The 22,899-nt window shown below is 65.6% G+C and carries 33 protein-coding genes; 2 read left to right on the top strand and 31 right to left on the bottom strand.

Going from position 1 to position 22,899, the window contains the following annotated elements; all coding sequences use genetic code 11:
- Window position 1 precedes the first annotated feature (1 nt).
- The 26 genes from rpsN to OMW55_RS11310 form a co-directional block, all read right to left on the bottom strand.
- The gene (gene rpsN, locus OMW55_RS11435; RefSeq protein WP_264883256.1) at window positions 2-307 is read right to left on the bottom strand and encodes a 30S ribosomal protein S14; all 306 of its coding nucleotides are present in this window, start codon (window positions 305-307) and stop codon (window positions 2-4) included.
- A gap of 25 nt (window positions 308-332) precedes the next feature.
- Window positions 333-911: a 50S ribosomal protein L5 gene (gene rplE / locus OMW55_RS11430; protein WP_264883254.1), complete on the bottom strand. Its 579-nt coding sequence runs from the start codon at window positions 909-911 to the stop codon at window positions 333-335.
- Entirely contained in the window at window positions 904-1,224 is a 321-nt protein-coding gene (gene rplX, locus OMW55_RS11425) for a 50S ribosomal protein L24 (protein WP_264883252.1), read from the bottom strand. Before rplX ends, rplE begins: the two co-directional genes overlap by 8 nt.
- Window positions 1,224-1,592 (bottom strand): 50S ribosomal protein L14, encoded by a 369-nt coding sequence (gene rplN / locus OMW55_RS11420; RefSeq protein WP_264883250.1) that lies wholly within the window; start codon window positions 1,590-1,592, stop codon window positions 1,224-1,226. Before rplN ends, rplX begins: the two co-directional genes overlap by 1 nt.
- Window positions 1,593-1,616: 24 nt before the next feature.
- Window positions 1,617-1,892: a 30S ribosomal protein S17 gene (gene rpsQ, locus OMW55_RS11415; protein WP_264883249.1), complete on the bottom strand. Its 276-nt coding sequence runs from the start codon at window positions 1,890-1,892 to the stop codon at window positions 1,617-1,619.
- A gap of 12 nt (window positions 1,893-1,904) precedes the next feature.
- Window positions 1,905-2,114, bottom strand: coding sequence for a 50S ribosomal protein L29 (gene rpmC / locus OMW55_RS11410; protein WP_264883246.1), 210 nt, complete (start codon window positions 2,112-2,114; stop codon window positions 1,905-1,907).
- A 2-nt stretch (window positions 2,115-2,116) separates the two neighbouring features.
- Window positions 2,117-2,548, bottom strand: coding sequence for a 50S ribosomal protein L16 (gene rplP / locus OMW55_RS11405; RefSeq protein ID WP_264883245.1), 432 nt, complete (start codon window positions 2,546-2,548; stop codon window positions 2,117-2,119).
- Window positions 2,549-2,560: 12 nt separating this feature from the next.
- Complete coding sequence (gene rpsC, locus OMW55_RS11400; protein WP_264883243.1) at window positions 2,561-3,274, bottom strand: 30S ribosomal protein S3; 714 nt, start codon at window positions 3,272-3,274, stop codon at window positions 2,561-2,563.
- Complete coding sequence (rplV, locus tag OMW55_RS11395) at window positions 3,274-3,651, bottom strand: 50S ribosomal protein L22 (RefSeq protein WP_264883242.1); 378 nt, start codon at window positions 3,649-3,651, stop codon at window positions 3,274-3,276. The genes rpsC and rplV overlap by 1 nt, the downstream gene beginning before the upstream one ends.
- Window positions 3,651-3,926, bottom strand: coding sequence for a 30S ribosomal protein S19 (rpsS, locus tag OMW55_RS11390; RefSeq protein ID WP_264883241.1), 276 nt, complete (start codon window positions 3,924-3,926; stop codon window positions 3,651-3,653). The genes rplV and rpsS overlap by 1 nt, the downstream gene beginning before the upstream one ends.
- Window positions 3,927-3,932: 6 nt before the next feature.
- A complete protein-coding gene (gene rplB, locus OMW55_RS11385) occupies window positions 3,933-4,769 on the bottom strand; it encodes a 50S ribosomal protein L2 (RefSeq protein ID WP_264883239.1) in 837 nt (278 codons plus the stop codon).
- Window positions 4,769-5,089 carry a 50S ribosomal protein L23 gene (locus tag OMW55_RS11380; protein ID WP_264883237.1) on the bottom strand — a complete coding sequence of 107 codons (321 nt, stop codon included), beginning with the start codon at window positions 5,087-5,089 and terminating at the stop codon, window positions 4,769-4,771. The genes rplB and OMW55_RS11380 overlap by 1 nt, the downstream gene beginning before the upstream one ends.
- A complete protein-coding gene (gene rplD / locus OMW55_RS11375; RefSeq protein ID WP_264883236.1) occupies window positions 5,082-5,708 on the bottom strand; it encodes a 50S ribosomal protein L4 in 627 nt (208 codons plus the stop codon). Before rplD ends, OMW55_RS11380 begins: the two co-directional genes overlap by 8 nt.
- Before the next feature lie 3 nt (window positions 5,709-5,711).
- Entirely contained in the window at window positions 5,712-6,455 is a 744-nt protein-coding gene (gene rplC / locus OMW55_RS11370) for a 50S ribosomal protein L3 (RefSeq protein WP_264883234.1), read from the bottom strand.
- Between the two features lie 245 nt (window positions 6,456-6,700).
- On the bottom strand, window positions 6,701-7,012 hold the full coding sequence (rpsJ, locus tag OMW55_RS11365; RefSeq protein WP_028969184.1) for a 30S ribosomal protein S10: 312 nt from the start codon (window positions 7,010-7,012) through the stop codon (window positions 6,701-6,703).
- 236 nt (window positions 7,013-7,248) lie between these two features.
- Window positions 7,249-8,355 carry a S41 family peptidase gene (locus OMW55_RS11360; protein ID WP_264883230.1) on the bottom strand — a complete coding sequence of 369 codons (1,107 nt, stop codon included), beginning with the start codon at window positions 8,353-8,355 and terminating at the stop codon, window positions 7,249-7,251.
- Window positions 8,356-8,551: 196 nt separating this feature from the next.
- Entirely contained in the window at window positions 8,552-9,742 is a 1,191-nt protein-coding gene (gene tuf, locus OMW55_RS11355; protein ID WP_264883229.1) for an elongation factor Tu, read from the bottom strand.
- A 73-nt stretch (window positions 9,743-9,815) separates the two neighbouring features.
- Window positions 9,816-11,909 carry an elongation factor G gene (gene fusA / locus OMW55_RS11350; RefSeq protein ID WP_264883228.1) on the bottom strand — a complete coding sequence of 698 codons (2,094 nt, stop codon included), beginning with the start codon at window positions 11,907-11,909 and terminating at the stop codon, window positions 9,816-9,818.
- A gap of 69 nt (window positions 11,910-11,978) precedes the next feature.
- Complete coding sequence (rpsG, locus tag OMW55_RS11345; protein ID WP_264883226.1) at window positions 11,979-12,449, bottom strand: 30S ribosomal protein S7; 471 nt, start codon at window positions 12,447-12,449, stop codon at window positions 11,979-11,981.
- 57 nt (window positions 12,450-12,506) lie between these two features.
- Complete coding sequence (rpsL, locus tag OMW55_RS11340) at window positions 12,507-12,878, bottom strand: 30S ribosomal protein S12 (RefSeq protein WP_235068262.1); 372 nt, start codon at window positions 12,876-12,878, stop codon at window positions 12,507-12,509.
- Window positions 12,879-13,077: 199 nt separating this feature from the next.
- Entirely contained in the window at window positions 13,078-13,782 is a 705-nt protein-coding gene (locus OMW55_RS11335) for a hypothetical protein (RefSeq protein ID WP_264883223.1), read from the bottom strand.
- 56 nt (window positions 13,783-13,838) lie between these two features.
- Window positions 13,839-14,279 carry a cupin domain-containing protein gene (locus OMW55_RS11330; RefSeq protein ID WP_264883222.1) on the bottom strand — a complete coding sequence of 147 codons (441 nt, stop codon included), beginning with the start codon at window positions 14,277-14,279 and terminating at the stop codon, window positions 13,839-13,841.
- Window positions 14,276-14,869 carry a DUF4142 domain-containing protein gene (locus OMW55_RS11325; RefSeq protein WP_264883221.1) on the bottom strand — a complete coding sequence of 198 codons (594 nt, stop codon included), beginning with the start codon at window positions 14,867-14,869 and terminating at the stop codon, window positions 14,276-14,278. The genes OMW55_RS11330 and OMW55_RS11325 overlap by 4 nt, the downstream gene beginning before the upstream one ends.
- 64 nt (window positions 14,870-14,933) lie before the next feature.
- The gene (gene lpdA, locus OMW55_RS11320; protein ID WP_264883220.1) at window positions 14,934-16,349 is read right to left on the bottom strand and encodes a dihydrolipoyl dehydrogenase; all 1,416 of its coding nucleotides are present in this window, start codon (window positions 16,347-16,349) and stop codon (window positions 14,934-14,936) included.
- The gene (locus OMW55_RS11315; RefSeq protein ID WP_264883219.1) at window positions 16,342-16,728 is read right to left on the bottom strand and encodes an acyl-CoA thioesterase; all 387 of its coding nucleotides are present in this window, start codon (window positions 16,726-16,728) and stop codon (window positions 16,342-16,344) included. The genes lpdA and OMW55_RS11315 overlap by 8 nt, the downstream gene beginning before the upstream one ends.
- A gap of 436 nt (window positions 16,729-17,164) precedes the next feature.
- On the bottom strand, window positions 17,165-18,508 hold the full coding sequence (locus OMW55_RS11310; protein WP_264883217.1) for a pyruvate dehydrogenase complex dihydrolipoamide acetyltransferase: 1,344 nt from the start codon (window positions 18,506-18,508) through the stop codon (window positions 17,165-17,167).
- Window positions 18,509-18,600: 92 nt separating this feature from the next.
- On the opposite strand from OMW55_RS11310, the gene OMW55_RS11305 reads away from it, so the two are divergent.
- Entirely contained in the window at window positions 18,601-19,068 is a 468-nt protein-coding gene (locus OMW55_RS11305) for a universal stress protein (RefSeq protein WP_264883216.1), read from the top strand.
- Here the strand turns inward: OMW55_RS11305 and OMW55_RS11300 are convergent.
- From OMW55_RS11300 to OMW55_RS11290, 3 genes are read right to left on the bottom strand one after another with little or no spacing between them, the layout of a single operon-like run.
- Window positions 19,065-19,544: a GAF domain-containing protein gene (locus OMW55_RS11300; RefSeq protein WP_264883215.1), complete on the bottom strand. Its 480-nt coding sequence runs from the start codon at window positions 19,542-19,544 to the stop codon at window positions 19,065-19,067. The two genes, OMW55_RS11305 and OMW55_RS11300, sit on opposite strands and share 4 nt — an antisense overlap.
- Complete coding sequence (gene arfB / locus OMW55_RS11295) at window positions 19,544-19,954, bottom strand: alternative ribosome rescue aminoacyl-tRNA hydrolase ArfB (protein WP_264883214.1); 411 nt, start codon at window positions 19,952-19,954, stop codon at window positions 19,544-19,546. The genes OMW55_RS11300 and arfB overlap by 1 nt, the downstream gene beginning before the upstream one ends.
- Window positions 19,951-20,634 carry an RluA family pseudouridine synthase gene (locus tag OMW55_RS11290; protein ID WP_264883212.1) on the bottom strand — a complete coding sequence of 228 codons (684 nt, stop codon included), beginning with the start codon at window positions 20,632-20,634 and terminating at the stop codon, window positions 19,951-19,953. The genes arfB and OMW55_RS11290 overlap by 4 nt, the downstream gene beginning before the upstream one ends.
- Before the next feature lie 255 nt (window positions 20,635-20,889).
- Here OMW55_RS11290 and ctrA point away from each other — a divergent pair, with 255 nt between their 5' ends.
- A complete protein-coding gene (ctrA, locus tag OMW55_RS11285) occupies window positions 20,890-21,597 on the top strand; it encodes a response regulator transcription factor CtrA (protein ID WP_264883211.1) in 708 nt (235 codons plus the stop codon).
- A 63-nt stretch (window positions 21,598-21,660) separates the two neighbouring features.
- Here the strand turns inward: ctrA and OMW55_RS11280 are convergent, their stop codons facing one another.
- Together OMW55_RS11280 and OMW55_RS11275 are read right to left on the bottom strand one after the other, a co-directional pair.
- On the bottom strand, window positions 21,661-21,966 hold the full coding sequence (locus OMW55_RS11280; RefSeq protein WP_264883210.1) for a hypothetical protein: 306 nt from the start codon (window positions 21,964-21,966) through the stop codon (window positions 21,661-21,663).
- A gap of 110 nt (window positions 21,967-22,076) precedes the next feature.
- Window positions 22,077-22,820 (bottom strand): arginyltransferase, encoded by a 744-nt coding sequence (locus OMW55_RS11275; RefSeq protein WP_264883209.1) that lies wholly within the window; start codon window positions 22,818-22,820, stop codon window positions 22,077-22,079.
- Window positions 22,821-22,899: the final 79 nt, after the last annotated feature.

The following is a 22,899-nucleotide window of genomic DNA, read 5'->3' as shown; positions in this document are numbered from 1 at the left end:
CTTACCAGCTCGACTTCGTGAGACCCGGGATCAGGCCCTTGTTGCCCAATTCCCGCAGCATCACGCGCGAAAGACGGAACTTGCGGTAGTACGCACGCGGACGGCCCGTCAGCTCGCACCGGTTACGGATGCGGGTCTTGTTGCCGTTGCGCGGCAGCTCGGCCATCTTGAGCCGGGCGATCAGCCGCTCGGTCTCGTCGAGCGACTCATCGTTGGCCTTCGCCTTGAGCTTCTCAAGCTTGGGAGCAGTCTTCTCCACCAGCTTGCGACGCCGCTCGTTCTTGTTGATGGAACTCAGTTTCGCCATGACTTAAGTTCTCTCCTACGGCCGCTCAGGCGGCCTGCTTCTGGTCTTCGGCGCCCGGGAACGGGAAGTTGAAGAGGCGCAGCAGCTCGCGCGCTTCCTCGTCCGTCTTCGCGGTCGTCGTGACGATGATGTCCATGCCCCGAACCTTGTCGATCTGGTCGTAGTTGATCTCGGGGAACACGATCTGCTCCTTCAGGCCCATGGCGTAGTTGCCACGGCCATCGAAGGACTTGGGGTTGAGGCCGCGAAAGTCGCGGACGCGTGGCAGGGCCACGGTCACAAGCCGATCCAGGAACTCGAACATGCGCTCGCGGCGCAGGGTCACCTTGCAACCGATCGGCATGCCTTCGCGCAGCTTGAACTGGGCGATCGACTTCTTGGCCTTGGTGATCACCGGCTTCTGCCCGGCGATCGCCTGCATTTCGCCGGCGGCCTGCTCAACCTTCTTCTTGTCCTGGGTCGCCTCGCCGACGCCCATGTTGATGACGATCTTCTCGAGCTTGGGGACCTCGAGGCGGTTCTTGTAACCGAACCGCTCGATCATCGCCGGCGCGATACGATCCTCATAGTCCTGCTTGAGGCGCGGAGTGTAGCTATCAGCCATTGATCAGTTCCCCGGACTTGACCGCCACGCGGACCTTCTTGCCGTCACGCTCCTCGAAGCGGACGCGGGTCGGACCGCCGGTCTTCGGGTCGGCAATCGCGACCTTGGACACGTGCAGCGGCGCTTCCTTGCGCTCCAGGCCGCCCTGCGGCTCGGCCTGGCTCGGCTTGCGGTGACGAACGGCGACGTTGACGCCGCTGACGACCACCTTCTGCTCCTTCGGCAGCGACTGGGTGACCTCGCCGGTCTTGCCCTTGTCCTTGCCGGACAGAACGACCACGCGGTCGCCCTTCTTGATCTTCGCGGCAGCCATTACAGAACCTCCGGCGCCAGGCTGATGATCTTCATGTGCTTGCGGGCGCGCAGCTCGCGCACCACCGGGCCGAAGATACGGGTGCCGATCGGCTCCTCGTTCTTGTTGACCAGCACGGCGGCGTTGCTGTCGAAGCGGATCACCGAACCGTCGGGACGGCGGATGTCCTTGGCGGTACGGACGATCACCGCACGGTGCACGTCGCCCTTCTTCACGCGGCCCTTGGGCTGCGCTTCCTTGACGGACACGACAATGATGTCGCCAACGCCCGCCGTACGGCGCTTGGACCCGCCCAGCACCTTGATGCACTGGACGCGCTTGGCCCCGCTGTTGTCCGCGACGTCCAGGTTGGACTGCATCTGGATCATGGGTCTACCCTATCCCTTCGCGGTTCAAGCGTTGGCCGCTTCGGCGAGATCGGAGGCCTTGGCTTCCGACACACGCTCGACCACGGTCCAGGTCTTGAGCTTCGACAATGGCGCGCATTCCTGAATGCGGACCTGCTCACCCACCGAATAGGCATTCGCCTCGTCGTGGGCATGGTACTTCTTCGACAGCTTGATGATCTTGCCGTACAGCGGGTGCTTAACCCGCCGCTCGACGCGGACCACCACGGTCTTGTCGGCCTTGTCGGACACCACGGTGCCGGTCAGGACGCGCTTGGGCATCGATTGAACTCCTTAACCCTGCGCCGCGACGGTCTTGGACCGAGCGTGCTGCAGCGTCTTGATGCGGGCGATGGTGCGACGAACCTCGCGCACCCGGCTAGCCTTCTCCAGCTGACCGGTGGCGGCCTGGAAGCGCAGGTTGAACTGCTCACGCTTCAGGTCGCCCAGCTGCTGCTGCAGCTGGTCGTCAGTCTTGACGGTCAGGTCTTCACGCTTGGCCATGGTTAGTCAGCCTCAACCAGGGTTTCGCCAAGGCGGGCAACCACCTTGACCTTGATCGGCAGCTTTTCGGCCGCACGCTCGAACGCCGTCTTGGCGAGCGGACCGGGAACGCCGTCCAGCTCGAACAGGATGCGGCCGGGCTTGACCCGGGCGACCCAATATTCGGGCGCGCCCTTACCGGAGCCCATGCGGACTTCGGCCGGCTTGCTGGACACGGGCAGGTCCGGGAAGATGCGGATCCACAAACGCCCCTGGCGCTTGATGTGGCGGGTGATCGCGCGGCGGGCCGCCTCGATCTGCCGCGCGGTGATCCGCTCCGGCTCCATGGCCTTGAGGCCGAAGGCGCCGAAATTCAGTTCGGTTCCGCCCTTGGCATTGCCGTGGATACGGCCCTTGAAAGCCTTGCGGAACTTGGTGCGCTTTGGTTGCAGCATGTTGTCTGTTCCTTACCGGCGCCGGTCGTCGTCGCGCGCCGGGCGGACGCCCGAGGTCTGCGCTTCCATCATCAGGCGGTCCTGGGCCAGCGGGTCGTGGCCGAGGATCTCACCCTTGAACACCCAGACCTTCACGCCGCACACGCCGTAAGCGGTGTGGGCCTGGGCCTCGGCATAATCGACGTTACCGCGCAACGTGTGCAGCGGCACCCGACCTTCGCGATAGCGCTCGGAGCGGGCGATCTCGGCGCCGCCGAGACGACCGCCGCACTCGATCCGGATGCCTTCGGCACCCAGGCGCATCGCGGACTGCACGGCGCGCTTCATGGCGCGGCGGAAGGCAATACGGCGCTCGAGCTGGTCGGCGATGCCCTGCGCCACCAGGCGCGCATCGACTTCCGGCTTGCGGATCTCGACGATGTTCAGGCTGACCTCGGAACCCGTCATCTTGGACAGGGTCCGCTTCAGCTTGTCGATGTCGGCGCCCTTCTTGCCGATGATCACGCCCGGACGGGCGGCATAGACCGAAATGCGACACAGCTTGGCCGGACGCTCGATCACTACCTTCGAGATCGCGGCCTGCGGCAGCGTCTTGAAGATGTACTGGCGGATCTTGAGATCCTCCAGCAGCAGCCGGCCATAGTCCTGGCCTTCCGCGAACCAGCGGCTATCCCAAGTCCGGTTGATCTGCAGCCGAAGGCCGATCGCAGAGCTCTTGTTACCCATTAGGCTTCTTCCTGCTCGCGCACGACGACGCGGATTCGGCTGAACGGCTTGACGATCCGGCTGGAACGGCCACGCGCACGGGTCGCGAAGCGCTTCATGCTGATCGACTTGCCGACACTCGCCTCGGCGACGACCAGCGCGTCGACGTCGAGGTTGTGGTTGTTCTCGGCGTTGGCGACGGCCGAGGCGAGCACCTTATAGACATCCTCGCTCATGCCCTTCGGGCTGAACTTTAGGATGTTGAGCGCTTCCTCAACGCGGCGGCCGCGGATGAGCTGGGCCACCAGGTTCAGCTTGCGCGCTGAACCACGGATGGTGTTGCCGATCGCGAGCGCTTCCTTGTCGCCCACGCGGCGGGGTGCAGCTGGCTTGCCCATTAGCGCTTGCCCTTCTTGTCGGCGGCGTGGCCAGGGAAGTAGCGCGTCGGCGCGAACTCACCCAGCTTCATGCCGACCATGTCCTCGTTGACCGACACCGGCACGAACTTGCGGCCGTTGTAGACGTTGAAGGTCAGGCCGACGAACTGCGGCAGGATGGTCGAGCGACGCGACCAGGTCTTGATCGGCGCGCGCTTACTCGCCTCCTGAGCGGCTTCCGCCTTCTTCAGGAGCGACAGCTCGACGAACGGACCTTTCCAGACGGAACGAGCCATCTTCTGTTAGCCCTTCTTCTTCGCGTGACGCGACCGGATGATGAACTTGTCGGTCGCCTTGTTGTGACGGGTGCGCGCACCCTTGGTCGGCTTGCCCCACGGGGTAACCGGGTGACGGCCGCCCGAGGTCCGGCCTTCACCACCGCCATGCGGGTGGTCGACCGGGTTCTTGGCGACGCCGCGGGTCAGCGGACGGCGGCCCAGCCAACGGCTGCGGCCGGCCTTGGCCAGCGTCTGGTTGCCGTTGTCCGGGTTCGACACCGCACCGACAGTCGCCATGCAGTCCGAACGGACATAGCGCTGCTCGCCCGAGTTCAGGCGGACGATCACCATCCCGCGGTCACGGCCGACGACCTGGACGTAGGTGCCAGCGGCGCGGGCGATCTGACCGCCCTTGCCGGGCTTCAGCTCGACGTTGTGGACAATAGTGCCGACCGGCATCTGGCCGATCTCCATCGCATTGCCCGGCTTCACGTCGACCTTGCGGCCGGCCACCACCTTGTCACCCGGAGCGAGACGCTGCGGAGCCAGGATGTAGGCCTGCTCGCCCCCCTCGTAGGTGACCAACGCGATGAACGCCGACCGGTTGGGGTCGTACTCGAGCCGCTCGACCGTCGCCGTGACGTCCCAGGTGCGCCGCTTGAAGTCGACGATCCGGTACTTCTGCTTGTGGCCGCCCGCGATGCCGCGGCTGGTCACATGGCCTTTGTTGTTGCGGCCACCAGTCTTGCGCTTGCCTTCGGTCAGCGCCTTGACCGGCTTGCCCTTCCAGAGCGCCGACTTGTCGACGAGGATCAGGCCACGCCGGGCCGGGCTCGTCGGCTTGTATTGCTTGAGTGCCATTAACCCCGAGCCCCTTCGGTGACGTCGATCGACTGGCCCTCGGCGAGGGTTACGATCGCCTTCTTCACGTCCGACCGCTGGTACGGCGTACCCTTCCAGCGCTTGGACTTGCCCTTCTGGACGATGGTGTTGACGCCCGTCACCGTGACCCCGAACAGCGCCTCAACGGCGGCCTTGATCTGCGGCTTGGACGCGGTACCGGCGACCTTGAAGGCAACCGCGTTATGCTCGGAGAGCATGGTCGTCTTCTCGGTGATGTGCGGCGCCAGGATGACGTCGTAGTGGCGATTGTCGATCGCCGTGGTCGGCTGCTTAGCCATTGAAGCGGGCCTCCAGCTTCTCAACCGCGGCCTTGGTCAGGACCAGGGTCTCGTGGCGCATGATGTCGTAGACGTTGGCGCCGATCGCCGGCAGGACGTTGAGCCCTTCCAGGTTCGACGAGGCACGGGCGAAGCTGACGTTCAGCGCGTCGCCGTCGATCACCAGCGCGCTCTTGCCGAAGCCGAGCTTGCCGAGCCGCTCCACGAGCGCCTTGGTCTTGCCCTCGGGCACGTCCAGGTTGTCGACCACGATCAGCTGGCCGCCTTGAGCCTTGCTCGACAGCGCCATCTTGAGGCCGAGCTGACGCACCTTCTTGTTCAGCGAAGCGCTGAACACGCGGGCGCGGGCACCGTGAGCCTTACCACCGCCGATGAAGATCGGGGCGCGGCGGTCGCCGTGACGAGCCGTACCGCCGCCCTTCTGGCGACCGAACTTCTTGCCGGTGCGGGCCACGTCCGAACGCTCGCGGGTGGCGCGCGCCGGGGCGCGGCGGTTCACCAGCTGCCAGGTGACGACGCGGTGCAGGATGTCGGCGCGGGGCTCGACACCGAACACGGCATCGTTGAGCTCCAGGTCGCCGCCGCCTTGCGCGTCCAGGGTCTTGATTTCGACCTTCATCGCTTAGCCTTCCGTGCTTTCGTCAGCGGCGACCGAGTTGTCGGCGCTCACGTCGGCGTTGTTGTTCTGCGCGGCCTGGCGAAGACCGGCCGGATAGGGCGCGGCGTCCTGGCGTGGCAGCTTGATCGCGTCCTGCACGGTCAGCCAGCTGCCCTTGTGCCCCGGGACGGAGCCCTTGACGAACAGCAGGCCGCGCTCCGCGTCGGTGCGCACGATCTCGAGGTTCTGCTGGGTGCGGTTGCGGGCGCCCATGTGACCGGCCATCTTCTTGTTCTTGAAGACGCGGCCCGGATCCTGGCGGTTACCGGTCGAACCGTGTGAACGGTGCGAGACCGAGACACCGTGAGTGGCCCGCAGACCGCCAAAGCCCCAACGCTTCATGGCGCCGGCAAAGCCCTTGCCCTGGGTCACGCCCGAGATGTCGACCAGCTGGCCGGCGACGAAATGCTCGGCCGAGATCTCCGCGCCGACGTCGAGGAGCGCGTCCTCAGCGACGCGGAACTCGGCAACCTTCGCCTTCAGCTCGACTTCGGCCTTGCCGAAGGCGCCACGCTGCGGCTTGGCGACATTCTTCGCCTTGGCCGAGCCGGCGCCGAGCTGAACGGCGGTATATCCATCCTTGTCGGCCTCGCGGCGACCGACGACTTGCACGCCGTCCAGCTGCAGAACGGTAACCGGCACGTGCCGACCGTCCGCGCCGAACAGGCGGGTCATTCCGACCTTCTTCGCGATCACGCCAGTGCGCATGATCTTGCACTCCCCTACAGAGGCCCGCCAACTCACGCTGGCGGGCATGCGGGGCACCCTTCGAAGCATCGCTTCGGCGGCACCCCTAGCCCGGTGAATGATGCGAGCCCCCGCTGGGCTATTCTCGCCCAGGGGCGAGAGCGGGGGACGCAGACCGGGTGACCCGAAGGCCGCCCGCGGTATCCCTTGTCTTGTTGCACCAGCAGGATCGCTTGAGGAGCGATTCCACCGCCGGTGCCAGGCCCTTAGGCCAGTTTGATCTCCACGTCCACACCCGCGGCGAGATCGAGTTTCATCAGCGCATCGACCGTCTGCGGGGTCGGCTGAACGATGTCCAGCAGGCGCTTGTAGGTGCGGACCTCGAACTGCTCGCGCGACTTCTTGTCGACGTGCGGCGAGCGGTTCACCGTGAACTTCTCGATGCGCGTCGGCAGCGGAATGGGACCGCGAATGAGGGCGCCGGTGCGGCGGGCCGTGTCGGCGATGTCGCCGGTCGCCTGGTCGAGCACGCGGTGGTCGAAGGCTTTCAGGCGAATCCGGATGTTCTGCGTTTCCATGTCCACTACCGATGCGAAAGAGCCACCAGGCCGTTGCCGGCCCGAACAACAAGAGGCCGCACCCGCCTATTCCCGGTTTCCCGAGGCGGACGACCTCAACGCTTAAAGTTTGGTGACGGTGACGAATCCCCGTCTGTGGAGGCGCCTCTACAGAGGACGAGCCGTAGGATCAACCCCCGTGTCGCGTGCGGCGTGCGGCAGACGACCGCAAACGGTGACGCGGCCCAAGCCGCAGTTCAGCGTCGGGGGCGTTCCTGTCTCAAGCGCGGGCGCCCGCAAGTAGGCTGACTTGAGAGCCATCGGGCGGACGCCTTCACCACCGGATCGTCACCGGGGGCGACACTCGCAGCGCTAGGGGGGACCTGCTGGTCAGGTGGAACGCCGTCGGGGTATGTGCGCCCGGTCCGGTCCACCATCATTCCCGTGGTCACGACGATGTTGACCCGGTCGCCGACGACAAACCCCTCGTTCGAGCTGGCGACGCCGAATGTCTGTTGTCCGAAGAAGCGCGTGTGCGGTCGTCCTTTGAACGCCACGGCGACACCTTCACCTGAACTAGCTACCGCGTCATCAATCAGGACAGCAACGGGTGCACGCGCAAGCGCAGGATGGGAGGCCCAGTCGCTCACCCCAACGATCTTCAGGTCCTTCTGCTCGCCGTCGTTGATGACCGCCGCCCCTTTCTCCAACCTCGCATAAGAAGTCGTCTTGCCGCTCGCATCCAGTTCGTACGAGCGCCATCCGTCTCCCAGCAGGGAACTCAGGCCGGCGAGCATCGGCCACATGTTGCCGCCGCTGTTTCCCCGCAAGTCCACGACATAGCCGCAGGTGCCGAGCGGAGCGCCGGTGACGCCTCGATATATGACGTCCGCGTAAGCGCGGGCTGACTCGCCGCCGCCAAGCTTCAGTGGCACGACGATCAGCGCAGCCTGTCTGGCCCCAATAGCCATCTGGCGGACTTCCGGATCACGGCGGCCAATGAACTTGGACGTCGGTTTCTTGAGGGCGCGTCCGGAGTCGAACTCGTGCCCGTAGCGCTCCTTGAACAAGGCTCGATCGTCGGCGGAGACGTTCACGAAGCTGTGACCGTCGCCAAGCCCTCCTACCAGGATCTGGTATGCGCGCAGCAGGTCGACATCGTCCTTAGCGCCTTCAGCGGCAGCCCGAACGCGCGCTTCCAGCGCTGACCAATCGACCTGCGGGGAGCGAAAGGCCATCGCCTTGATCTTGGTGATTGCCTCCTCGACGGCCGCCGAAGGCGTGGCCGCCGCCAAGACGGCCGGCGCTGCGTACGCAAGGGCCGCGACGAGTGCACAACGGAAAGCCCTGAACTGCACGAGCATCAATCGAGAACCCATCAACCCCCCAAGGCTCCGTGCTCCGGCTGTACAGCTGCCACTGCCTTCAGCCCGGAGGTATAGGGTGTTGTAAGCGGATGTAAGCCGCCGCTTCAAATGAGGTGGCTCACCACAGCAAAAGGCCCGGCACTCTTGCGAGTACCGGGCCCTCTATCGTTCCTAGGCCCTGCGGCGTCGGGACTTACTTGGTGATGTTGCCGACGACGCCGGCGCCGACGGTGCGGCCACCTTCGCGGATCGCGAAGCGCAGGCCGGTGTCCATGGCAATCGGAGCAATCAGCTTCACACCCAGCGACACGTTGTCGCCCGGCATGACCATCTCGGTGCCTTCCGGCAGCTGCACTTCACCGGTCACGTCCGTGGTCCGGAAGTAGAACTGCGGACGGTAGTTGGCGAAGAACGGCGTGTGACGACCACCCTCGTCCTTGCTGAGGACGTAGACTTCCGCCTGGAAGTCGGTGTGCGGGGTGATCGAGCCCGGCTTGCAGAGCACCTGGCCGCGCTCGACCTCGTCACGACCAACGCCGCGGATCAGCGCACCGATGTTGTCGCCGGCCTGGCCCTGGTCGAGCAGCTTGCGGAACATCTCGACGCCGGTGACGACCGTCTTCTTGGTGTCCTTGATGCCGACGATCTCGACTTCCTCGCCCACCTTGACGACGCCGGTCTCGACGCGGCCGGTGACCACGGTGCCGCGACCCGAGATCGAGAACACGTCCTCGATCGGCATTAGGAACGGCTTGTCGAGCGGACGCTCCGGCTGCGGGATCCAGTCGTCGACCGCCTGCATCAGCTTCAGGATGGCCTGCTCGCCGATCTCTTCGTTGCTGTCTTCCAGAACGGCCAGGGCCGAACCGGCAACGATCGGAATGTTGTCGCCGTCGAAGCCGCGCTTGGAGAGCTCCTCGCGGATTTCCAGTTCGACCAGCTCGAGCAGCTCGGGATCGTCGACCTGGTCGACCTTGTTCAGGAACACGACCATGGTCGGAACGCCGACCTGCGCCGCGAGCAGGATGTGCTCCTTGGTCTGCGGCATCGGGCCGTCGGCGGCCGACACCACCAGGATCGCGCCGTCCATCTGGGCCGCGCCGGTGATCATGTTCTTCACATAGTCGGCGTGACCCGGGCAGTCGACGTGCGCATAGTGACGGTTGGCGGTCTCATACTCGACGTGGGCGGTCGAGATGGTGATGCCGCGCTCGCGCTCTTCCGGCGCCTTGTCGATGTTGGCGAAGTCAACGGCGACGCCGCCGCCGGTCTTGGCCAGCACCTTGGTGATCGCCGCGGTCAGCGAGGTCTTGCCATGGTCGACGTGACCGATGGTGCCGATGTTGCAGTGCGGCTTGTTCCGCTCGAATTTCGCCTTCGCCATTGTACGCCTCTTCTAGGTGTTGAATGGGCCCGCTCGCCCGATTGCGAGCGCGCCCTTAGCGTCAAAAATCAGGTTACGCCAGCTTCGCCTTGACCTCGTCCGCCACGTTCTGCGGAACCTCGTCATAGTGCGAGAACTGCATGCTGTACTGAGCGCGGCCCTGGGTGAACGAGCGCAGCTGGTTCACGTAGCCGAACATGTTGGCCAGCGGGACCATCGCCTCGACCACCTGGGCATTGCCCCGGCTGTCGGTGCCCTGGATCTGGCCGCGGCGGCTGTTCATGTCACCGATGACGTCGCCCAGGTAATCCTCCGGCGTCACCACCTCGACCTTCATGATCGGCTCCAGCAGCTTGATGCCGGCCTTCTGGGCCGCTTCGCGCATCGCGCCGCGGGCGCAGATCTCGAACGCCAGCGCCGAGGAGTCGACGTCGTGGTACTTGCCGTCGGTCAGGTGGACCTCGAAGTCGATGATCGGGAAGCCGATCAGCGAGCCCGTTTCCGCCGTCTCGCGCATGCCCTTCTCGACCGAGGGGATATATTCCTTGGGAATATTGCCGCCCTTGATCTCGTCGAAGAACTGGAAGCCCGAACCACGCTCGCCCGGCTTCAGCGAAACCTTGACCTCGCCGAACTGGCCGGAGCCGCCCGACTGCTTCTTGTGGGTGTAGGTGAGCTCGACCGGCTTCGCGAGATACTCGCGATAAGCCACCTGCGGCGCGCCGACGTTGGCCTCGACCTTGAACTCGCGCTTCATGCGGTCGACCAGGATCTCGAGGTGGAGCTCGCCCATCCCCTTGATGATGGTCTGGCCCGACTCGTGGTCGGTCGACACACGGAACGACGGGTCCTCGCGGGCAAGGCGGTTGAGCGCCACGCCCATCTTCTCCTGGTCGGCCTTGGTCTTGGGCTCCACCGACAGCTCGATCACCGGCTCGGGGAACTCCATCCGCTCCAGGATGATCGGCGCGTTGGTGGCGCACAGGGTGTCACCCGTGGTGGTGTCCTTGAGGCCCGCCAGAGCGACGATGTCACCCGCGTAGGCGATCTGGATGTCCTCGCGCTCGTTCGCATGCATCAGCAGCATGCGGCCGACCTTTTCCTTCTTCTCCTTGACCGAGTTCTGGACCTGCGAGGCAGTCTCCAGCTTGCCCGAGTAGATGCGGGCAAAGGTCAAGGTGCCGACGAACGGATCGTTCATGATCTTGAACGCCAGCGCCGAGAAGGGCGCATTGTCGTCCGATGCACGGCTGTCTTCCGAGCCATCGGGCAGGATGCCCTTGATGGCCGGCACGTCCAGCGGGCTCGGCAGGTAGTCGACCACCGCGTCGAGCAGCGGCTGCACGCCCTTGTTCTTGAACGCCGAGCCGCAGACCACCGGCACGAATGCCATGCCGAGCGTACCCTTGCGGATCAGCTTCTTGAGCGTCGCGGTGTCCGGCTCGTTGCCCTCGAGATAGGACTCCATGACCTCGTCGTCCTGCTCGACCGCCATCTCAATGAGCGCGGTGCGGGCTTCGGCCGCCTTGTCCTTCAGCTCGTCCGGAATCTCCTGGTACTCGAACTTCGCGCCCAGGCTCTCCTCGAGCCAGATGATCGCGCGGTTCTCAACCAGGTCGACCAGGCCCTTGAAGCCGCCCTCAATGCCGATCGGCAGGTACAGGACGGCCGGACGCGCGCCGAGGCGCTCGACGATCGACTGCACGCAATAGTCGAAGTTGGCGCCGGTGCGGTCCAGCTTGTTGACGAAGCACATCCGCGGCACGCCGTACTTGTCGGCCTGGCGCCACACGGTCTCCGACTGCGGCTCAACGCCGGCGACGCCGTCGAAACAGGCCACCGCGCCGTCCAGCACGCGCAAGCTGCGCTCGACCTCGATGGTAAAGTCGACGTGACCCGGCGTATCGATGATGTTGATGCGGTGCTCTTCGCCCTTGCCTTCTTCGGCCCGCCACACGCAGGTCGTCGCGGCCGACGTGATCGTGATCCCGCGCTCCTGCTCCTGCTCCATCCAGTCCATGGTCGCGGTGCCCTCATGGACCTCGCCGATCTTGTAGGACTTGCCGGTATAATAGAGGATGCGCTCGGTCGTCGTGGTCTTGCCGGCGTCGATGTGCGCCATGATGCCGATATTGCGGTAACGCTCGAGCGGATGGCTGCGGGCCATGATCGTCAATTCCTTAGCGATGTGGGGAGCGAGCCAGCGACCCGCGTCCCCAACATATAGGTGTTTGTTTTACCAGCGGTAGTGGCTGAAGGCGCGGTTCGCTTCGGCCATGCGGTGCGTGTCCTCGCGCTTCTTGACGGCGTTGCCGCGGTTCTGCGCGGCGTCCATCAGCTCGCCCGACAGGCGGCCGGCCATGGTCTTTTCCGAGCGGGCGCGCGCAGCCGAGATCAGCCAGCGGATCGCCAGCGCCTGGGCGCGCACGTCGCGGACCTCGACCGGAACCTGGTAGGTCGCACCGCCAACGCGGCGGCTGCGGACTTCAATGCCTGGCTTGACGTTGTTCAGCGCGTCATGGAACACGGCCAGCGGCTCGCGCTTCAAGCGGGTTTCCACGTTATCAAGCGCGCCGTAGACAATGCCTTCGGCGACGGACTTCTTGCCGTCCAGCATGACGCTGTTCATGAACTTGGACAGGGTGATGTCCCCAAACTTCGGATCGGGGAGGATCTCGCGCTTTTCTGGGCGACGACGACGGGACATGTGTCTCTTCCTTCTTGAGCGGTGCCCGCGTCTAGTCGCGGGCGGCCAACGATCAGCTTACTTGGGCCGCTTGGCGCCGTACTTGGACCGGCTCTGGCGACGGTCCTTGACGCCCTGCGTGTCGAGCACGCCGCGCAGCACGTGGTAGCGCACACCGGGAAGGTCGCGCACACGGCCGCCGCGGATCAGCACCACCGAGTGCTCCTGCAGGTTGTGGCCCTCGCCCGGGATGTAGCTGATGACCTCACGGCTGTTGGTCAGGCGGACCTTGGCCACCTTGCGCAACGCCGAGTTCGGCTTCTTCGGGGTCGTGGTATAAACACGGGTGCAGACGCCGCGCTTCTGCGGGTTCTGCTCCATCGCAGGGACCTTCGACTTGGCCTTCTGCGGTTCGCGACCCTTGCGGATCAGCTGGTTGATCGTTGGCATGAAGCCCTTCACCTTGTTGTTACCGGAAGACCCGGCGGTTACTTTGGCCTTCAAGCGCGAAGGCCGGTTGACCCGAAGGCCGCCGGCCATCTCACCTGAGAGAGCACAATGTTCAGCTCTGTCCGCTACCGAGCACGCTCCTCGCGGACGGCCGCCCCTTACATCGCAGGACGGAGGCGGTCAACGCCCCCGCGGCTGGTTACAGGCCCTTGCGCCCGAACGCGGCCCGTGCGGGCTGGGGCACGATCTGTGGTGTTTGCCCGATCGCGCGCTCGGCGGCCGCTACCTCGGGCTGCTGCTCCCGCGCGGCAAGGTAGCGGGCCAATGCCGCGTCGGGATCAAAGCCCGTCAACGACTCGTCGGTGTCCACCGCGACCCTTGCCGCTCTCCCCGGCCGAACACCCCAGCCGTGCTGGTCCGCACCGGCCATGGCGACTCCCGCCTGCCCGACCGCAGCAACATGCTGCTGGTGCAGGAGGTGAACCAACTCTGTCGACCCGCCCGGTGGCAACTCGATCGACTTGACTGCGATCCGCAGCCGCCTCGATCCGAATGTACCTCCACCCGTCTTGATCACCAGGTTCTCGTGACGGGCGATCGGGATGATGCCCCAATAACGATAGGTGAATACCTCCAGGCTGATCGCCTGGACGTCGGACCAGAGCGCCTCCCGGACGCCGAACGACGTTCGCACCTTGAGGCAGTAGGCATCAAACACCAAGGCCGGCTCATCGCTCATGGCGTTGGCCGCCGCCTTGACGCCGGCCGCTCCGAACAGGACGAACCCGAGGGCGAGCGGCCATTCGCCATCACCCAACCAGGCCAGGCCGCACGCCAGCGCCAGGATGCCCAGGCCGATGGCGGCAAAGGCGTTGCGCCCGGTCCGATAATGAAACTTGCGCATGCCGCTCCCCTCCTCGTGTGGAGGGTAGCGCCATCTTCCTGAGGAAGGCTTAACGGCTACTCGGTCGTGCCGCCGTCCCATTCCTCGTCATGGTGGCGGCGGTCCGCTTCCTCTTTGGTTGCCTGTACTACGCCGTCCTTGTGCTCGGGGGGACCGTAGACGGTATAGAGCTTGAGCGGCCGGTCGCCCGTGTTGCGCACGTTGTGGCGCGCGCCCGCGGGCACCACCACGGCAAAGTCGTCCTCGACCGGGCTCTCCTTACCGTCGATCAGCACCACGCCCGAGCCCTCCTCGAAGCGGAAGAACTGGTCGCGGTCCTCGTGCACCTCCTCGCCGATCTCCTCGCCGGGCTGCAGCGTCATCAGCACCAGCTGCAGGTGCTGGCCGGTATAGAGGACGCGACGGAAGTCGGTGTTGGCGCAGGTCTGCTCCTCGATGTCGCCGACGAAGCCGCGCTTGGTCTGCGGGCGCTCAAGAGTGCTGCTGCTGTCGGTCATCGCTGGCTCATCCGGTTGAGTTGCTGGAGGTGCTTCTGGATCACTCCGGTCGCCTTGCGCGCCCAGTCGCGCAGCGCCGGGTTGTCACCTGAGGCGATATAGCCGTTCACCGCCGCCAACGACTGCTGGTGGCTGGCGATCTGGTCGGCGATGAACCGCTGGTCGAACTGCTTGCCCGACAGGCCCTGCAGCGCCTGCAGCCTGGCCTGGAGCTCGGCCGGCGGCGCGCTCGGCAAGGCAATGGCGGGCTGCACCCCTGCCAGCGCCGCCTTCATCTCGTTCGACGACTTGGTGTGCTCCTCCACTAGCTGCTCGCCGAAGCGCTTCACGCCCGCCGATTCGCCTTTCTGCTGCGCGAGCTTGCCGCTGGCGATCTCGAACAGGTCGCTGCCGGCGGCCTGAGCCGCGAACTGCGGAGCCGCGACCGACGCTCCCGCCGGCGCCGCCATGTTGGCCACTCCCGGATCGTCCGGCGTGTTCAGCTCGGCCGCCTGCGGCTCGTTCTGGGAGGCGGTCAGGTCGGGTTCTTTGCACGCGGCGGCGGCCAGCGACAGGACGGCCACGGACGCGAGCACAGCGAAACGGGTCATTAAGGGGGTCTCCGAAAGCTTCGCTCCGGACAACCCTGCTCCGGCGGGTGCGTTCCGCCGAAGCCTAGATGTGCAGCACCCGGTCGTAGGCCGCCAGCACGCTTTCGTGCATCATCTCCGACAGGGTCGGGTGCGGGTAGATGGTGTTGATGAAGTCTTCCTCCACCAGCTCGGCCGTCTTGCCCACCGTGTAGCCCTGGATCAGCTCGGTCACCTCCGCGCCGATCATGTGCGCGCCCAGCAGTTCGCCGGTCTTGGCGTCGAACACCGTCTTGATGAACCCTTCAGTCTCGCCCAGCGCGATCGCCTTGCCGTTGCCGATCGCCGGGAACTTGCCGACCCGCACCTCGTAGCCGGCCTCCCTGGCCTTGGCTTCGCTCAGGCCCACGGAGGCGACCTGCGGGTGGCAGTAAGTGCAGCCCGGGATGTTCCTGGCGTCCATGACGTGCGGGTGGACTTGCCTGTTGCCCAGCTCCTTAGCGATGCTCTCGGCGGCGGTGATGCCCTCGTGGCTCGCCTTGTGCGCCAGCCACGGCGCACCGGTCACATCGCCGATCGCCCACACGCCCGAAACGCTGGTCCGACCATAATCGTCGATGGTGATCCGCCCCTTGTCGACGGCCACCCCCAGCTCCTCCAGGCCGATGCCCTCGATATTGTGGACGATGCCGACCGCCACGATGCAGTGGCTGAACCGGTGCGGCGCGACCTTACCATCCGCCATCTTGATCTCGGCGGCGACGCCCTGCCCGTCCGCCTTGAGGCTCTGCACCCCGACGCCGGTCAGGATGGTCATGCCCTGCTTCTCCAGGCTCTTGCGCAGCGCCGCGCTGACCTCCTCGTCCTCGGCCGGCACGATCCGGTCAACCATCTCGACCACGGTCACCTTGGCGCCGAGGTCGTTGTAAAAGTTGGCGAACTCGATCCCGATCGCGCCCGAACCGATCACCAGCAGCTCGGTCGGCATGGTCTCGGGCACCATCGCATGGCGATAGGTCCACAGCCGCTTGCCGTCCGACTGCGCAAACGGCAGCTCCCGCGCCCGCGCCCCGGTGGCCACGATGATGTGCTTCGCCTCGAGGTCGACGGCCTTCCCGTCGTTGAGGTCGACGTGCATCTTCCCCGACCCGGTCAGCTTGCCGGTCCCCATGTGCACGGCGATCTTGTTCTTCTTCATCAGGTGCGCAACGCCCTGGTTGAGCTGCTTGGCGACCGCCCGGCTGCGCGCCACCACCTTGGCGAGGTCGAACCCGACCTGCCCCGCCGACAGCCCGTAGCTCTCGGCATGCTTCATCTGGTGATACACCTCGCCCGAGCGCAGCAGCGCCTTGGTCGGGATACAGCCCCAGTTGAGGCAGATGCCGCCGAGGTTCTCCCGCTCGACGATCGCCGTCTTGAGGCCCAGCTGCGCACAGCGGATCGCCGCCACATAGCCGCCCGGCCCGGAGCCGAGCACGATCGCGTCATATTGGTCAGCCATCGGTCACTTCCTCTGCCGCGATCAACCGCGGCCTGTTGTTCTCGTCCAGCGCGACAAAGGTGAACTCGCCGCTCGCGACGACCGTCTCTTTATCGCCGTCCCGCTCGCGCCCGATCGCCTCGGCCTTCAGCCGCAAGGACGTCCGCCCCTGCCGCAAGAGCTCGACATAGACGCTGAGCTCATCGCCCACCGCCATCGCCCCGGGAAACCGAACCTCATCCGCCGCCACCAGGATCGCCTTGCCGCCCGAGTGCCGCGAGGCAAACGACCCGCACGCCAGCCCCATCTGCCCCATTAACCACCCCCCGAAGACGCCGCCATACGGGTTGGTGTCGGCCGGCATGGCGGTAGCGCGGATGAGAGGGGTTCGGTCAACCAAGTGACTGGGCCCTTCGCGAAGCGTTGCACACCACCCAGAACCAAACTGCTCCGTACACAAAACCAACCAGAGGACCGGACCAGAAGTCTCCGGGCCCAGTTTGGAACTGTGTTCTTGTTAGAACCGCACCGACAGCTAACCCAGTGCCCGTCGCGAGAACGAAGGCAAGTACAGGTCGCGAGGCAACAAGGCCGCGAAGAGGCCAGCTGACAAGTGCAGCAACCGGAAACGCAATCAGTGCGACGCCGGCAATCACGACCAAGATCGCCGGAAAGATCGAGCCACTGGTAAGTGCGACAGTCGTGCCCCCTTCGCCGGGAGCGATTAACGAAACAGCAACATGAAGCGCGATTGCCGCCGCGAGTGTGCCGAAGAGGTAAGATTTCAAAAGGAGTGGAGGGAAGCTCATCTGGCCCCTCTTCCTTCCCGGCACCACCTACGCAACCAGTCCCAGCGGGTTCTCCACCAGTTCCTTGAACGCCTTCATGAAGCGGGCGCCGTCCGCGCCGTCGATGGCGCGGTGGTCGAAGCTGCCGGTGGCGCTCATTACGGTCGCGACGGTCAGCTGGTCGCCCTCGACATAAGGCCGCTTCTCGCCCGCGCCAATCGCCAGGATCATCGCTTGGGGCGGGTTGATGACGGCGTCGAACTGTTTGATCCCGAACATGCCCATGTTGGAGATGCTGGCGGTGCCGCCCTGATATTCATGCGGGGCAAGCTTGCCGGCCTTCGCCCGTCCGGCCAGCTCCGCCATCTCGGTCGAAATACGAGACATCGACTTGGACCCGGCATCCTGGATGATGGGCGTGATCAGACCACCGTCGATGCTCACCGCCACCGAGATGTCGGCGCGGCGGTACATGATCAACTCGTTCGGCGTGAACGACACGTTGCACTCCGGCACCGCCTCCAGCGCCAGCGCCAGCGCCTTGATAAGCATGTCGTTGACGCTGAGCTTCACGCCCCGTGCCGCCAGCGTCCCATTCAGCTCGCCCCGCAGCTTCAGCAGCGCGTCCAGCCGCACGTCGACCGTCAGGTAGATGTGCGGTATTTCGCGCTTTGCCTCGGTCAGCCGCCGCGCGATCGTCTTGCGCATGTTGCTGAGCTTCACGGCCTCGTGCGGAATATCCGTCGAGAATGGCTGGGCCGGTGCAACCGGGGTGGCGGCCGGCGCAGCGCTCGGCTGAGCCGCGACTGGTGCCTGCGGCTGCGCCATCACACCACCCGCGGCCTGACCCAAGTCCGCCCGCACGATCCGGCCGCCCGGCCCGCTGCCTTTCAACGTCGACAGGTCGATTCCCTGCGCCTGCGCCAGCCGCCGTGCGAGTGGGCTCGCCTTGATCCGCTCGCCCTCGGCCGTCGGCGGCGCTGCCGGCTCGGCCGGAGCCGCCGGAGTCTCGACCGCAGCCGGCGCGGTCGCCGCGACCGCTTGCTCTTCCTGCTGGGGAGCAGGTGCTTCCGGCGCTGGCTTCGCTGCTTCCGGCGCGGGCTTGGGAGCCTCCGCGGCCGGCGCCGGAGTAGCGGCTCCCGCATCCTCGCCCTCGGCCGCGATCAGCGCGATCGGTGTGCCAACCTTCACCCCGTCCGTACCCTCGGCCACCAGGATCTTGGCAACGGTGCCCTCGTCCACCGCCTCGAACTCCATGGTCGCCTTGTCCGTCTCGATCTCGGCCAGGATGTCGCCGCTGCTGACGGTGTCGCCCTCCTTGACCAGCCATTTGGCGAGAGTCCCTTCTTCCATGGTCGGGGACAGAGCGGGCATCTTGAGTTCGGTCGCCATGGGGAGCCTTGCTAGCGATTGGTCGTGGATCGCCGAAGTCCAAAGACCAAGCCCCTTTGCCCGTCAAGCGCCGTGGCCTAAGCTGCGCGGCGATGGACAGCCCCAAGCGCACCTACCTGGTCGTGATCGACGACAGTGCCGAAGCCCGCCAAGCCCTGCGCTTCGCCGCGCGCCGCGCCGCCAAGACCGATGGCGCAATCGAGGTACTCGCGGTCGCCGAACCGCAGGACTTCGTCCAATGGGGCGGCGTTCAGGCCGCGATCGAGGAGGAACAGCGCCTCCGCATCGAAGGCAGCGTCTCCGCCGCGGTCGGCGAGATCGTCAGCGCCGCCGGCATCACGCCGCGCATCATGGTCCAGGAAGGCGACCCCGTGCAGGTCGTCCGCGACCTCATCGGCGCGCGCGAGGACATCGACGCACTGGTCCTCGGCGCCGCCCCCAGCGGCTCGCCCGGCGCGCTCGTCGCCGCCTTCGCCGGAACTGACGCGGGCAAGCTCCCTTGCCCAGTCATGATCATCCCCGGCTCGCTCAGCGACGAGCGACTGGAGCAACTGAGCTAGAGCACCCGCGCCAGCAGCTCGCACACCGCCACGCAGCCCGCCTCGTCCTCGGCCGTGAACCGCGCGTTGTGCGGACTGTCGAGGTCCAGCACGGCGATCAGCTCACCGTCGCGTACGATCGGCACCACCAGCTCCGACGCGCTCGCTGCATCGCAGGCGATGTGCCCAGGGAAAGCATGGACGTCGTCGACCCGCTGCACCTGCAGCGTCGCCGCCGCAGCGCCGCACACGCCCTTGCCGAACGGAATGCGGATGCAGGCCGCCCGACCCTGGAACGGCCCAAGGACGAGCTCACCATCGACGTTGCGGTAGAAACCGGCCCAGTTGAGCTCCGGCAGGCTCTCCCAGATTAGCGCTGCGGCATTGGCCATGTTGGCTATCGGGTCAGGCTCGCCGGCCGTCAGCCCCTCCAGCGCGGACAGCAGGTCGGCATAGAGCGTCTGCTTGTCAGCCGCGGCGATCTTGAAATCATACATCAGTCCAGCGTCACCTTTCCACGCCCCGCCTTTACCGCGCCCCGCCCTTTCTTGGCGTCGACCCGCTTGGCCTTGGCCGCCCGGCTCGGCTTGGTCGGCCGCCGTTTGGCCTGCCGCACATGGGCAGCGGCGATCAGCTCGGCAAGACGCTTGCGAGCATCCTCCCGATTGGCCTCCTGGGTCCGGTAATTGCGGGCGGTGATCAGCAACTCGCCCCCGACCGTCATCCGACTACCGGCCAGGCTCTTCAACTTCTCATACGCATGCGGCGGCAGGCCGAGGCGGAACACGTCGCAGCGCAGCTGGCAGGCGGTCGCCACCTTGTTGACGTTCTGCCCGCCCGGTCCGGTCGCCGCCAGGAACCGCTCGCTCAGCGCCTCCTCCGGAATGACCACGTCCTCCGGCCTCATGGCAGATAGTCGCGCCAGCGGCCGAACCGCTCAGGCACGTGCGCGGTGACGTCGATCTCGTCGTGCGGTTCGCGCGGCACCGCCAGCCGCCAGGCATGCAGCAGCATGCCGCAGTCCGGCCCGGCCATCACCCCGCCGCCTGAGCGCGCTCCGCCATAGACCGGATCGCCGACGATCGGCGCCAGCAGCCCGCGGGCAGCATGAATGCGCAGCTGGTGCGTCCGCCCGGTCTCCGGCCGGAGTTCCAACAGCGTCTGCCCCTCGGCCGAGGCGATCCGCCGCCAGCGGGTCAGCGCCGGCTTGCCGCCCTCGTCGATCTCCATCCGCCAGCCGTCGCGCGCGGTAGACACCTTGGCCAGGGGCAGGTCGATCGCCGCTTCATCGTCCACCAGCTCGCCAGCGACCACCGCCAGGTAGGATTTGCGCACTTCTCCGGCCTCGAAGCTCGCCTGGAAGCGCTTCACTGCCTTCTGGTGGCGCGCCAGCAGCAGGCAGCCGGACGTGTCCTGGTCCAGTCGGTGCATCGGCACCGGCGGTCGTTGGAAGCCGGCTTTCAGCTCGTCAATCCGCCCCTCAATGCTCGGCCCGCCGGAACGCGGCCGGTCAACCGGCAGCCCGGCCGGCTTGTCGATCACCAGCGCTTCGCCATCAATGAACAGGATGCGGTCGGACAGGGACATGAGGGCTGACTGGCAGGAGCTTGGCCGGCTGGCAACATGGCTGCCCAAGCAGGGAGGACGGTGCCCTTCTTCCAGCTCCGCCGTCCCCACTGCGGCTTTCCCGCAACGTTCCCGCGGCAATCCAGCGGTTTAGGCGATATTAACCTTTGTCGACGACATCCCCAATGGTTAATGCACGCTTCAAGGCCGTTAAGTTCGCGTAACGCTCTATATGAGCCAAGTGAGCCGAACCGCCTTTGAACGGGGGACAATGCAATGCGGGTTCTGCTGATCGAGGATGAGCCGACGACGGCCAAGAGCATCGAACTGATGCTCGGCACCGAAGGCTTCAACGTCTATACCACCGACCTTGGGGAAGAAGGCCTCGATCTCGGCAAGCTGTATGATTACGACATCATCCTCCTCGACCTGAACCTGCCCGACATGCACGGCTACGACGTGCTGAAGAAGCTGCGCACGGCCAAGGTCACCACCCCCGTGCTGATCCTGTCCGGCGTCGGCGAGATGGACAGCAAGGTTCGCGCCTTGGGCTTCGGCGCTGACGACTATGTCACCAAGCCGTTCCACCGTGACGAGCTGGTCGCCCGCATCCACGCCATCGTGCGCAGGTCCAAGGGCCACAGCCAATCGGTGATCCGCACCGGCAAGCTGGCCGTCAACCTCGATGCCAAGACGGTCGAGGTCGACAGCTCCCGGGTGCACCTGACCGGCAAGGAATATGCGATGCTGGAGCTCTTGTCGCTCCGCAAGGGCACGACGCTGACCAAGGAAATGTTCCTGAACCACCTTTACGGTGGCATGGACGAGCCGGAACTGAAGATCATCGACGTCTTCATCTGCAAGCTGCGCAAGAAGCTCAGCCTGGCGTGCGGGGGCGAGAACTACATCGAAACCGTCTGGGGCCGCGGCTACGTCCTGCGGGATCCCAACGAGGTGGAACTGCCGGAAGCGGCGGTCGCCTGACGAGCTAAGCGCTGCCCGGCCGCGCGATGTGGCCGGGCAGCCGTCGGTTGATAGGCAATCGGCTCAGCGCCGTTGCGATGACCCGTTGTTGACGGTCCGGACGCAGTAACTGAAGCTGTCGAACCCGGCCCATTCCAGCAGGTCGGCGCTGCGCAACTCCTTGCAGATTTCCGGCGCGTTGCTGCGAAAGCCCGAGATGCAATCGCCAAAGGAGTTGAAGCCGCCATACTCGTCGATCAGGAACTCGCACAAGGCATGGATGTCCGGATCGCCGGGCAGATCCGGCTGCTTCGCCTGAACCGGTGATCCCATCACAATCGGGGAACACGCAACGGCCACGGCGGCCGTGAGAGCAATCCAACGCTTCATCTCGAGCCCTCCAATCAACTTGCCCCGCCGCGAACGCGCGCAAGGCCCATTAACTAACCATTGAATGGCAGCAGCTTTCCACGCATCTCGCCGCGGAGATCAAGTCCGGCTTACTCGGCCGTGGGATCGAACCGGTGCCAGCCATCCCGGCCAAGCTTCTCCATCGGTCGGAACTTCGCCTTGTAGGCCATGCGGTCGGACCCCGGCACCCAGTAGCCCAGGTACACATATGGCAGCCCGGCGCGCGCCGCCCGGATGATGTGGTCGAGGATGATGAACGTGCCCAGCCCTTGCCGGGCGTCGGGCCCAACGTCGTAGAAGCTGTAGATCATCGAAAGCCCGTCGTTCTGCTGGTCGCTGAGGCAGGCGCCGACCAGGCGGCCCGGCCGGCCGTTCACCGTGGGCTCGCGATATTCAACGACATAGGTGCGGACGGGAGTCTGCTCGACCATGTCGGCAAAGTCGTTCTCGTCCATTTCCGCCATGCCACCGCCCGGATGACGCACGGCGAGATACCGGCGCAGCAGTTCGTATTGCTCATCCGTGGTCCACGGCTTGCAGGCGGTCACCTCGAGGTCCGCGAACCGCCGCATCAGCCGCCGCTGCGTCCGGCTCGGCTCGAATTCGTCCGTCACCACCCGCACTGACACGCACGCCGCACAGTCGATGCAGCTCGGCCGGTAAGCGACCGATTGCGAGCGCCGGAAGCCGATCCGCCCCAGTGCCTCGTTCAGTTCGCCGGCATGGTGACCGGACAATTCGGTGAACACCTTCCGCTCGATCTTGCCCGGTAGGTAGGGGCACGCGCTCGGGCTCGTGACGAAGAACTTGGGAAAACGGAATGGTGCGCTCACGAGTCCCGGGGCTCCGGAAATTGGTTACGAAAAGGTTTATGTCCCTCTATAACGCGCAGGGGAAGGCCTCGCTCCCTCC

Origin of the sequence: Sphingomonas arvum, assembly GCF_026013565.1 — a bacterium.
Lineage (GTDB): Bacteria > Pseudomonadota > Alphaproteobacteria > Sphingomonadales > Sphingomonadaceae > Sphingomicrobium > Sphingomicrobium arvum.
Note: the sequence above shows the minus strand (reverse complement) of the source record. Positions and strands in the feature narration are given on the sequence as shown.

Coding starts and splice junctions, on each gene's coding strand:
- OMW55_RS11335 (WP_264883223.1), bottom strand. CDS start 13,782: ATGCGCAAGTTTCATTATCGGACCGGGCGCAACGCCTTTGCCGCCATC.
- rpsS (WP_264883241.1), bottom strand. CDS start 3,926: ATGGCTCGTTCCGTCTGGAAAGGTCCGTTCGTCGAGCTGTCGCTCCTG.
- OMW55_RS11280 (WP_264883210.1), bottom strand. CDS start 21,966: ATGAAGCGTTGGATTGCTCTCACGGCCGCCGTGGCCGTTGCGTGTTCC.
- rpsN (WP_264883256.1), bottom strand. CDS start 307: ATGGCGAAACTGAGTTCCATCAACAAGAACGAGCGGCGTCGCAAGCTG.
- rpsC (WP_264883243.1), bottom strand. CDS start 3,274: ATGGGTAACAAGAGCTCTGCGATCGGCCTTCGGCTGCAGATCAACCGG.
- arfB (WP_264883214.1), bottom strand. CDS start 19,954: ATGAGGCCGGAGGACGTGGTCATTCCGGAGGAGGCGCTGAGCGAGCGG.
- OMW55_RS11305 (WP_264883216.1), top strand. CDS start 18,601: ATGGACAGCCCCAAGCGCACCTACCTGGTCGTGATCGACGACAGTGCC.
- OMW55_RS11300 (WP_264883215.1), bottom strand. CDS start 19,544: ATGTATGATTTCAAGATCGCCGCGGCTGACAAGCAGACGCTCTATGCC.
- tuf (WP_264883229.1), bottom strand. CDS start 9,742: ATGGCGAAGGCGAAATTCGAGCGGAACAAGCCGCACTGCAACATCGGC.
- lpdA (WP_264883220.1), bottom strand. CDS start 16,349: ATGGCTGACCAATATGACGCGATCGTGCTCGGCTCCGGGCCGGGCGGC.
- rplE (WP_264883254.1), bottom strand. CDS start 911: ATGGCTGATAGCTACACTCCGCGCCTCAAGCAGGACTATGAGGATCGT.
- OMW55_RS11310 (WP_264883217.1), bottom strand. CDS start 18,508: ATGGCGACCGAACTCAAGATGCCCGCTCTGTCCCCGACCATGGAAGAA.
- rplN (WP_264883250.1), bottom strand. CDS start 1,592: ATGATCCAGATGCAGTCCAACCTGGACGTCGCGGACAACAGCGGGGCC.
- OMW55_RS11380 (WP_264883237.1), bottom strand. CDS start 5,089: ATGGCTAAGCAGCCGACCACGGCGATCGACAATCGCCACTACGACGTC.
- rpsL (WP_235068262.1), bottom strand. CDS start 12,878: ATGCCAACGATCAACCAGCTGATCCGCAAGGGTCGCGAACCGCAGAAG.
- rpmC (WP_264883246.1), bottom strand. CDS start 2,114: ATGGCCAAGCGTGAAGACCTGACCGTCAAGACTGACGACCAGCTGCAG.
- OMW55_RS11325 (WP_264883221.1), bottom strand. CDS start 14,869: ATGACCCGTTTCGCTGTGCTCGCGTCCGTGGCCGTCCTGTCGCTGGCC.
- OMW55_RS11290 (WP_264883212.1), bottom strand. CDS start 20,634: ATGTCCCTGTCCGACCGCATCCTGTTCATTGATGGCGAAGCGCTGGTG.
- fusA (WP_264883228.1), bottom strand. CDS start 11,909: ATGGCCCGCAGCCATCCGCTCGAGCGTTACCGCAATATCGGCATCATG.
- rpsJ (WP_028969184.1), bottom strand. CDS start 7,012: ATGGAAACGCAGAACATCCGGATTCGCCTGAAAGCCTTCGACCACCGC.
- rpsG (WP_264883226.1), bottom strand. CDS start 12,449: ATGTCCCGTCGTCGTCGCCCAGAAAAGCGCGAGATCCTCCCCGATCCG.
- rplD (WP_264883236.1), bottom strand. CDS start 5,708: ATGAAGGTCGAAATCAAGACCCTGGACGCGCAAGGCGGCGGCGACCTG.
- rplX (WP_264883252.1), bottom strand. CDS start 1,224: ATGGCTGCCGCGAAGATCAAGAAGGGCGACCGCGTGGTCGTTCTGTCC.
- ctrA (WP_264883211.1), top strand. CDS start 20,890: ATGCGGGTTCTGCTGATCGAGGATGAGCCGACGACGGCCAAGAGCATC.
- OMW55_RS11360 (WP_264883230.1), bottom strand. CDS start 8,355: ATGCTCGTGCAGTTCAGGGCTTTCCGTTGTGCACTCGTCGCGGCCCTT.
- rplC (WP_264883234.1), bottom strand. CDS start 6,455: ATGCGCACTGGCGTGATCGCGAAGAAGGTCGGAATGACCCGCCTGTTC.
- rplB (WP_264883239.1), bottom strand. CDS start 4,769: ATGGCACTCAAGCAATACAAGCCGACGAGCCCGGCCCGGCGTGGCCTG.
- rplP (WP_264883245.1), bottom strand. CDS start 2,548: ATGCTGCAACCAAAGCGCACCAAGTTCCGCAAGGCTTTCAAGGGCCGT.
- OMW55_RS11330 (WP_264883222.1), bottom strand. CDS start 14,279: ATGACCGACAGCAGCAGCACTCTTGAGCGCCCGCAGACCAAGCGCGGC.
- rplV (WP_264883242.1), bottom strand. CDS start 3,651: ATGGGCAAGCCAGCTGCACCCCGCCGCGTGGGCGACAAGGAAGCGCTC.
- rpsQ (WP_264883249.1), bottom strand. CDS start 1,892: ATGCCCAAGCGCGTCCTGACCGGCACCGTGGTGTCCGACAAGGCCGAC.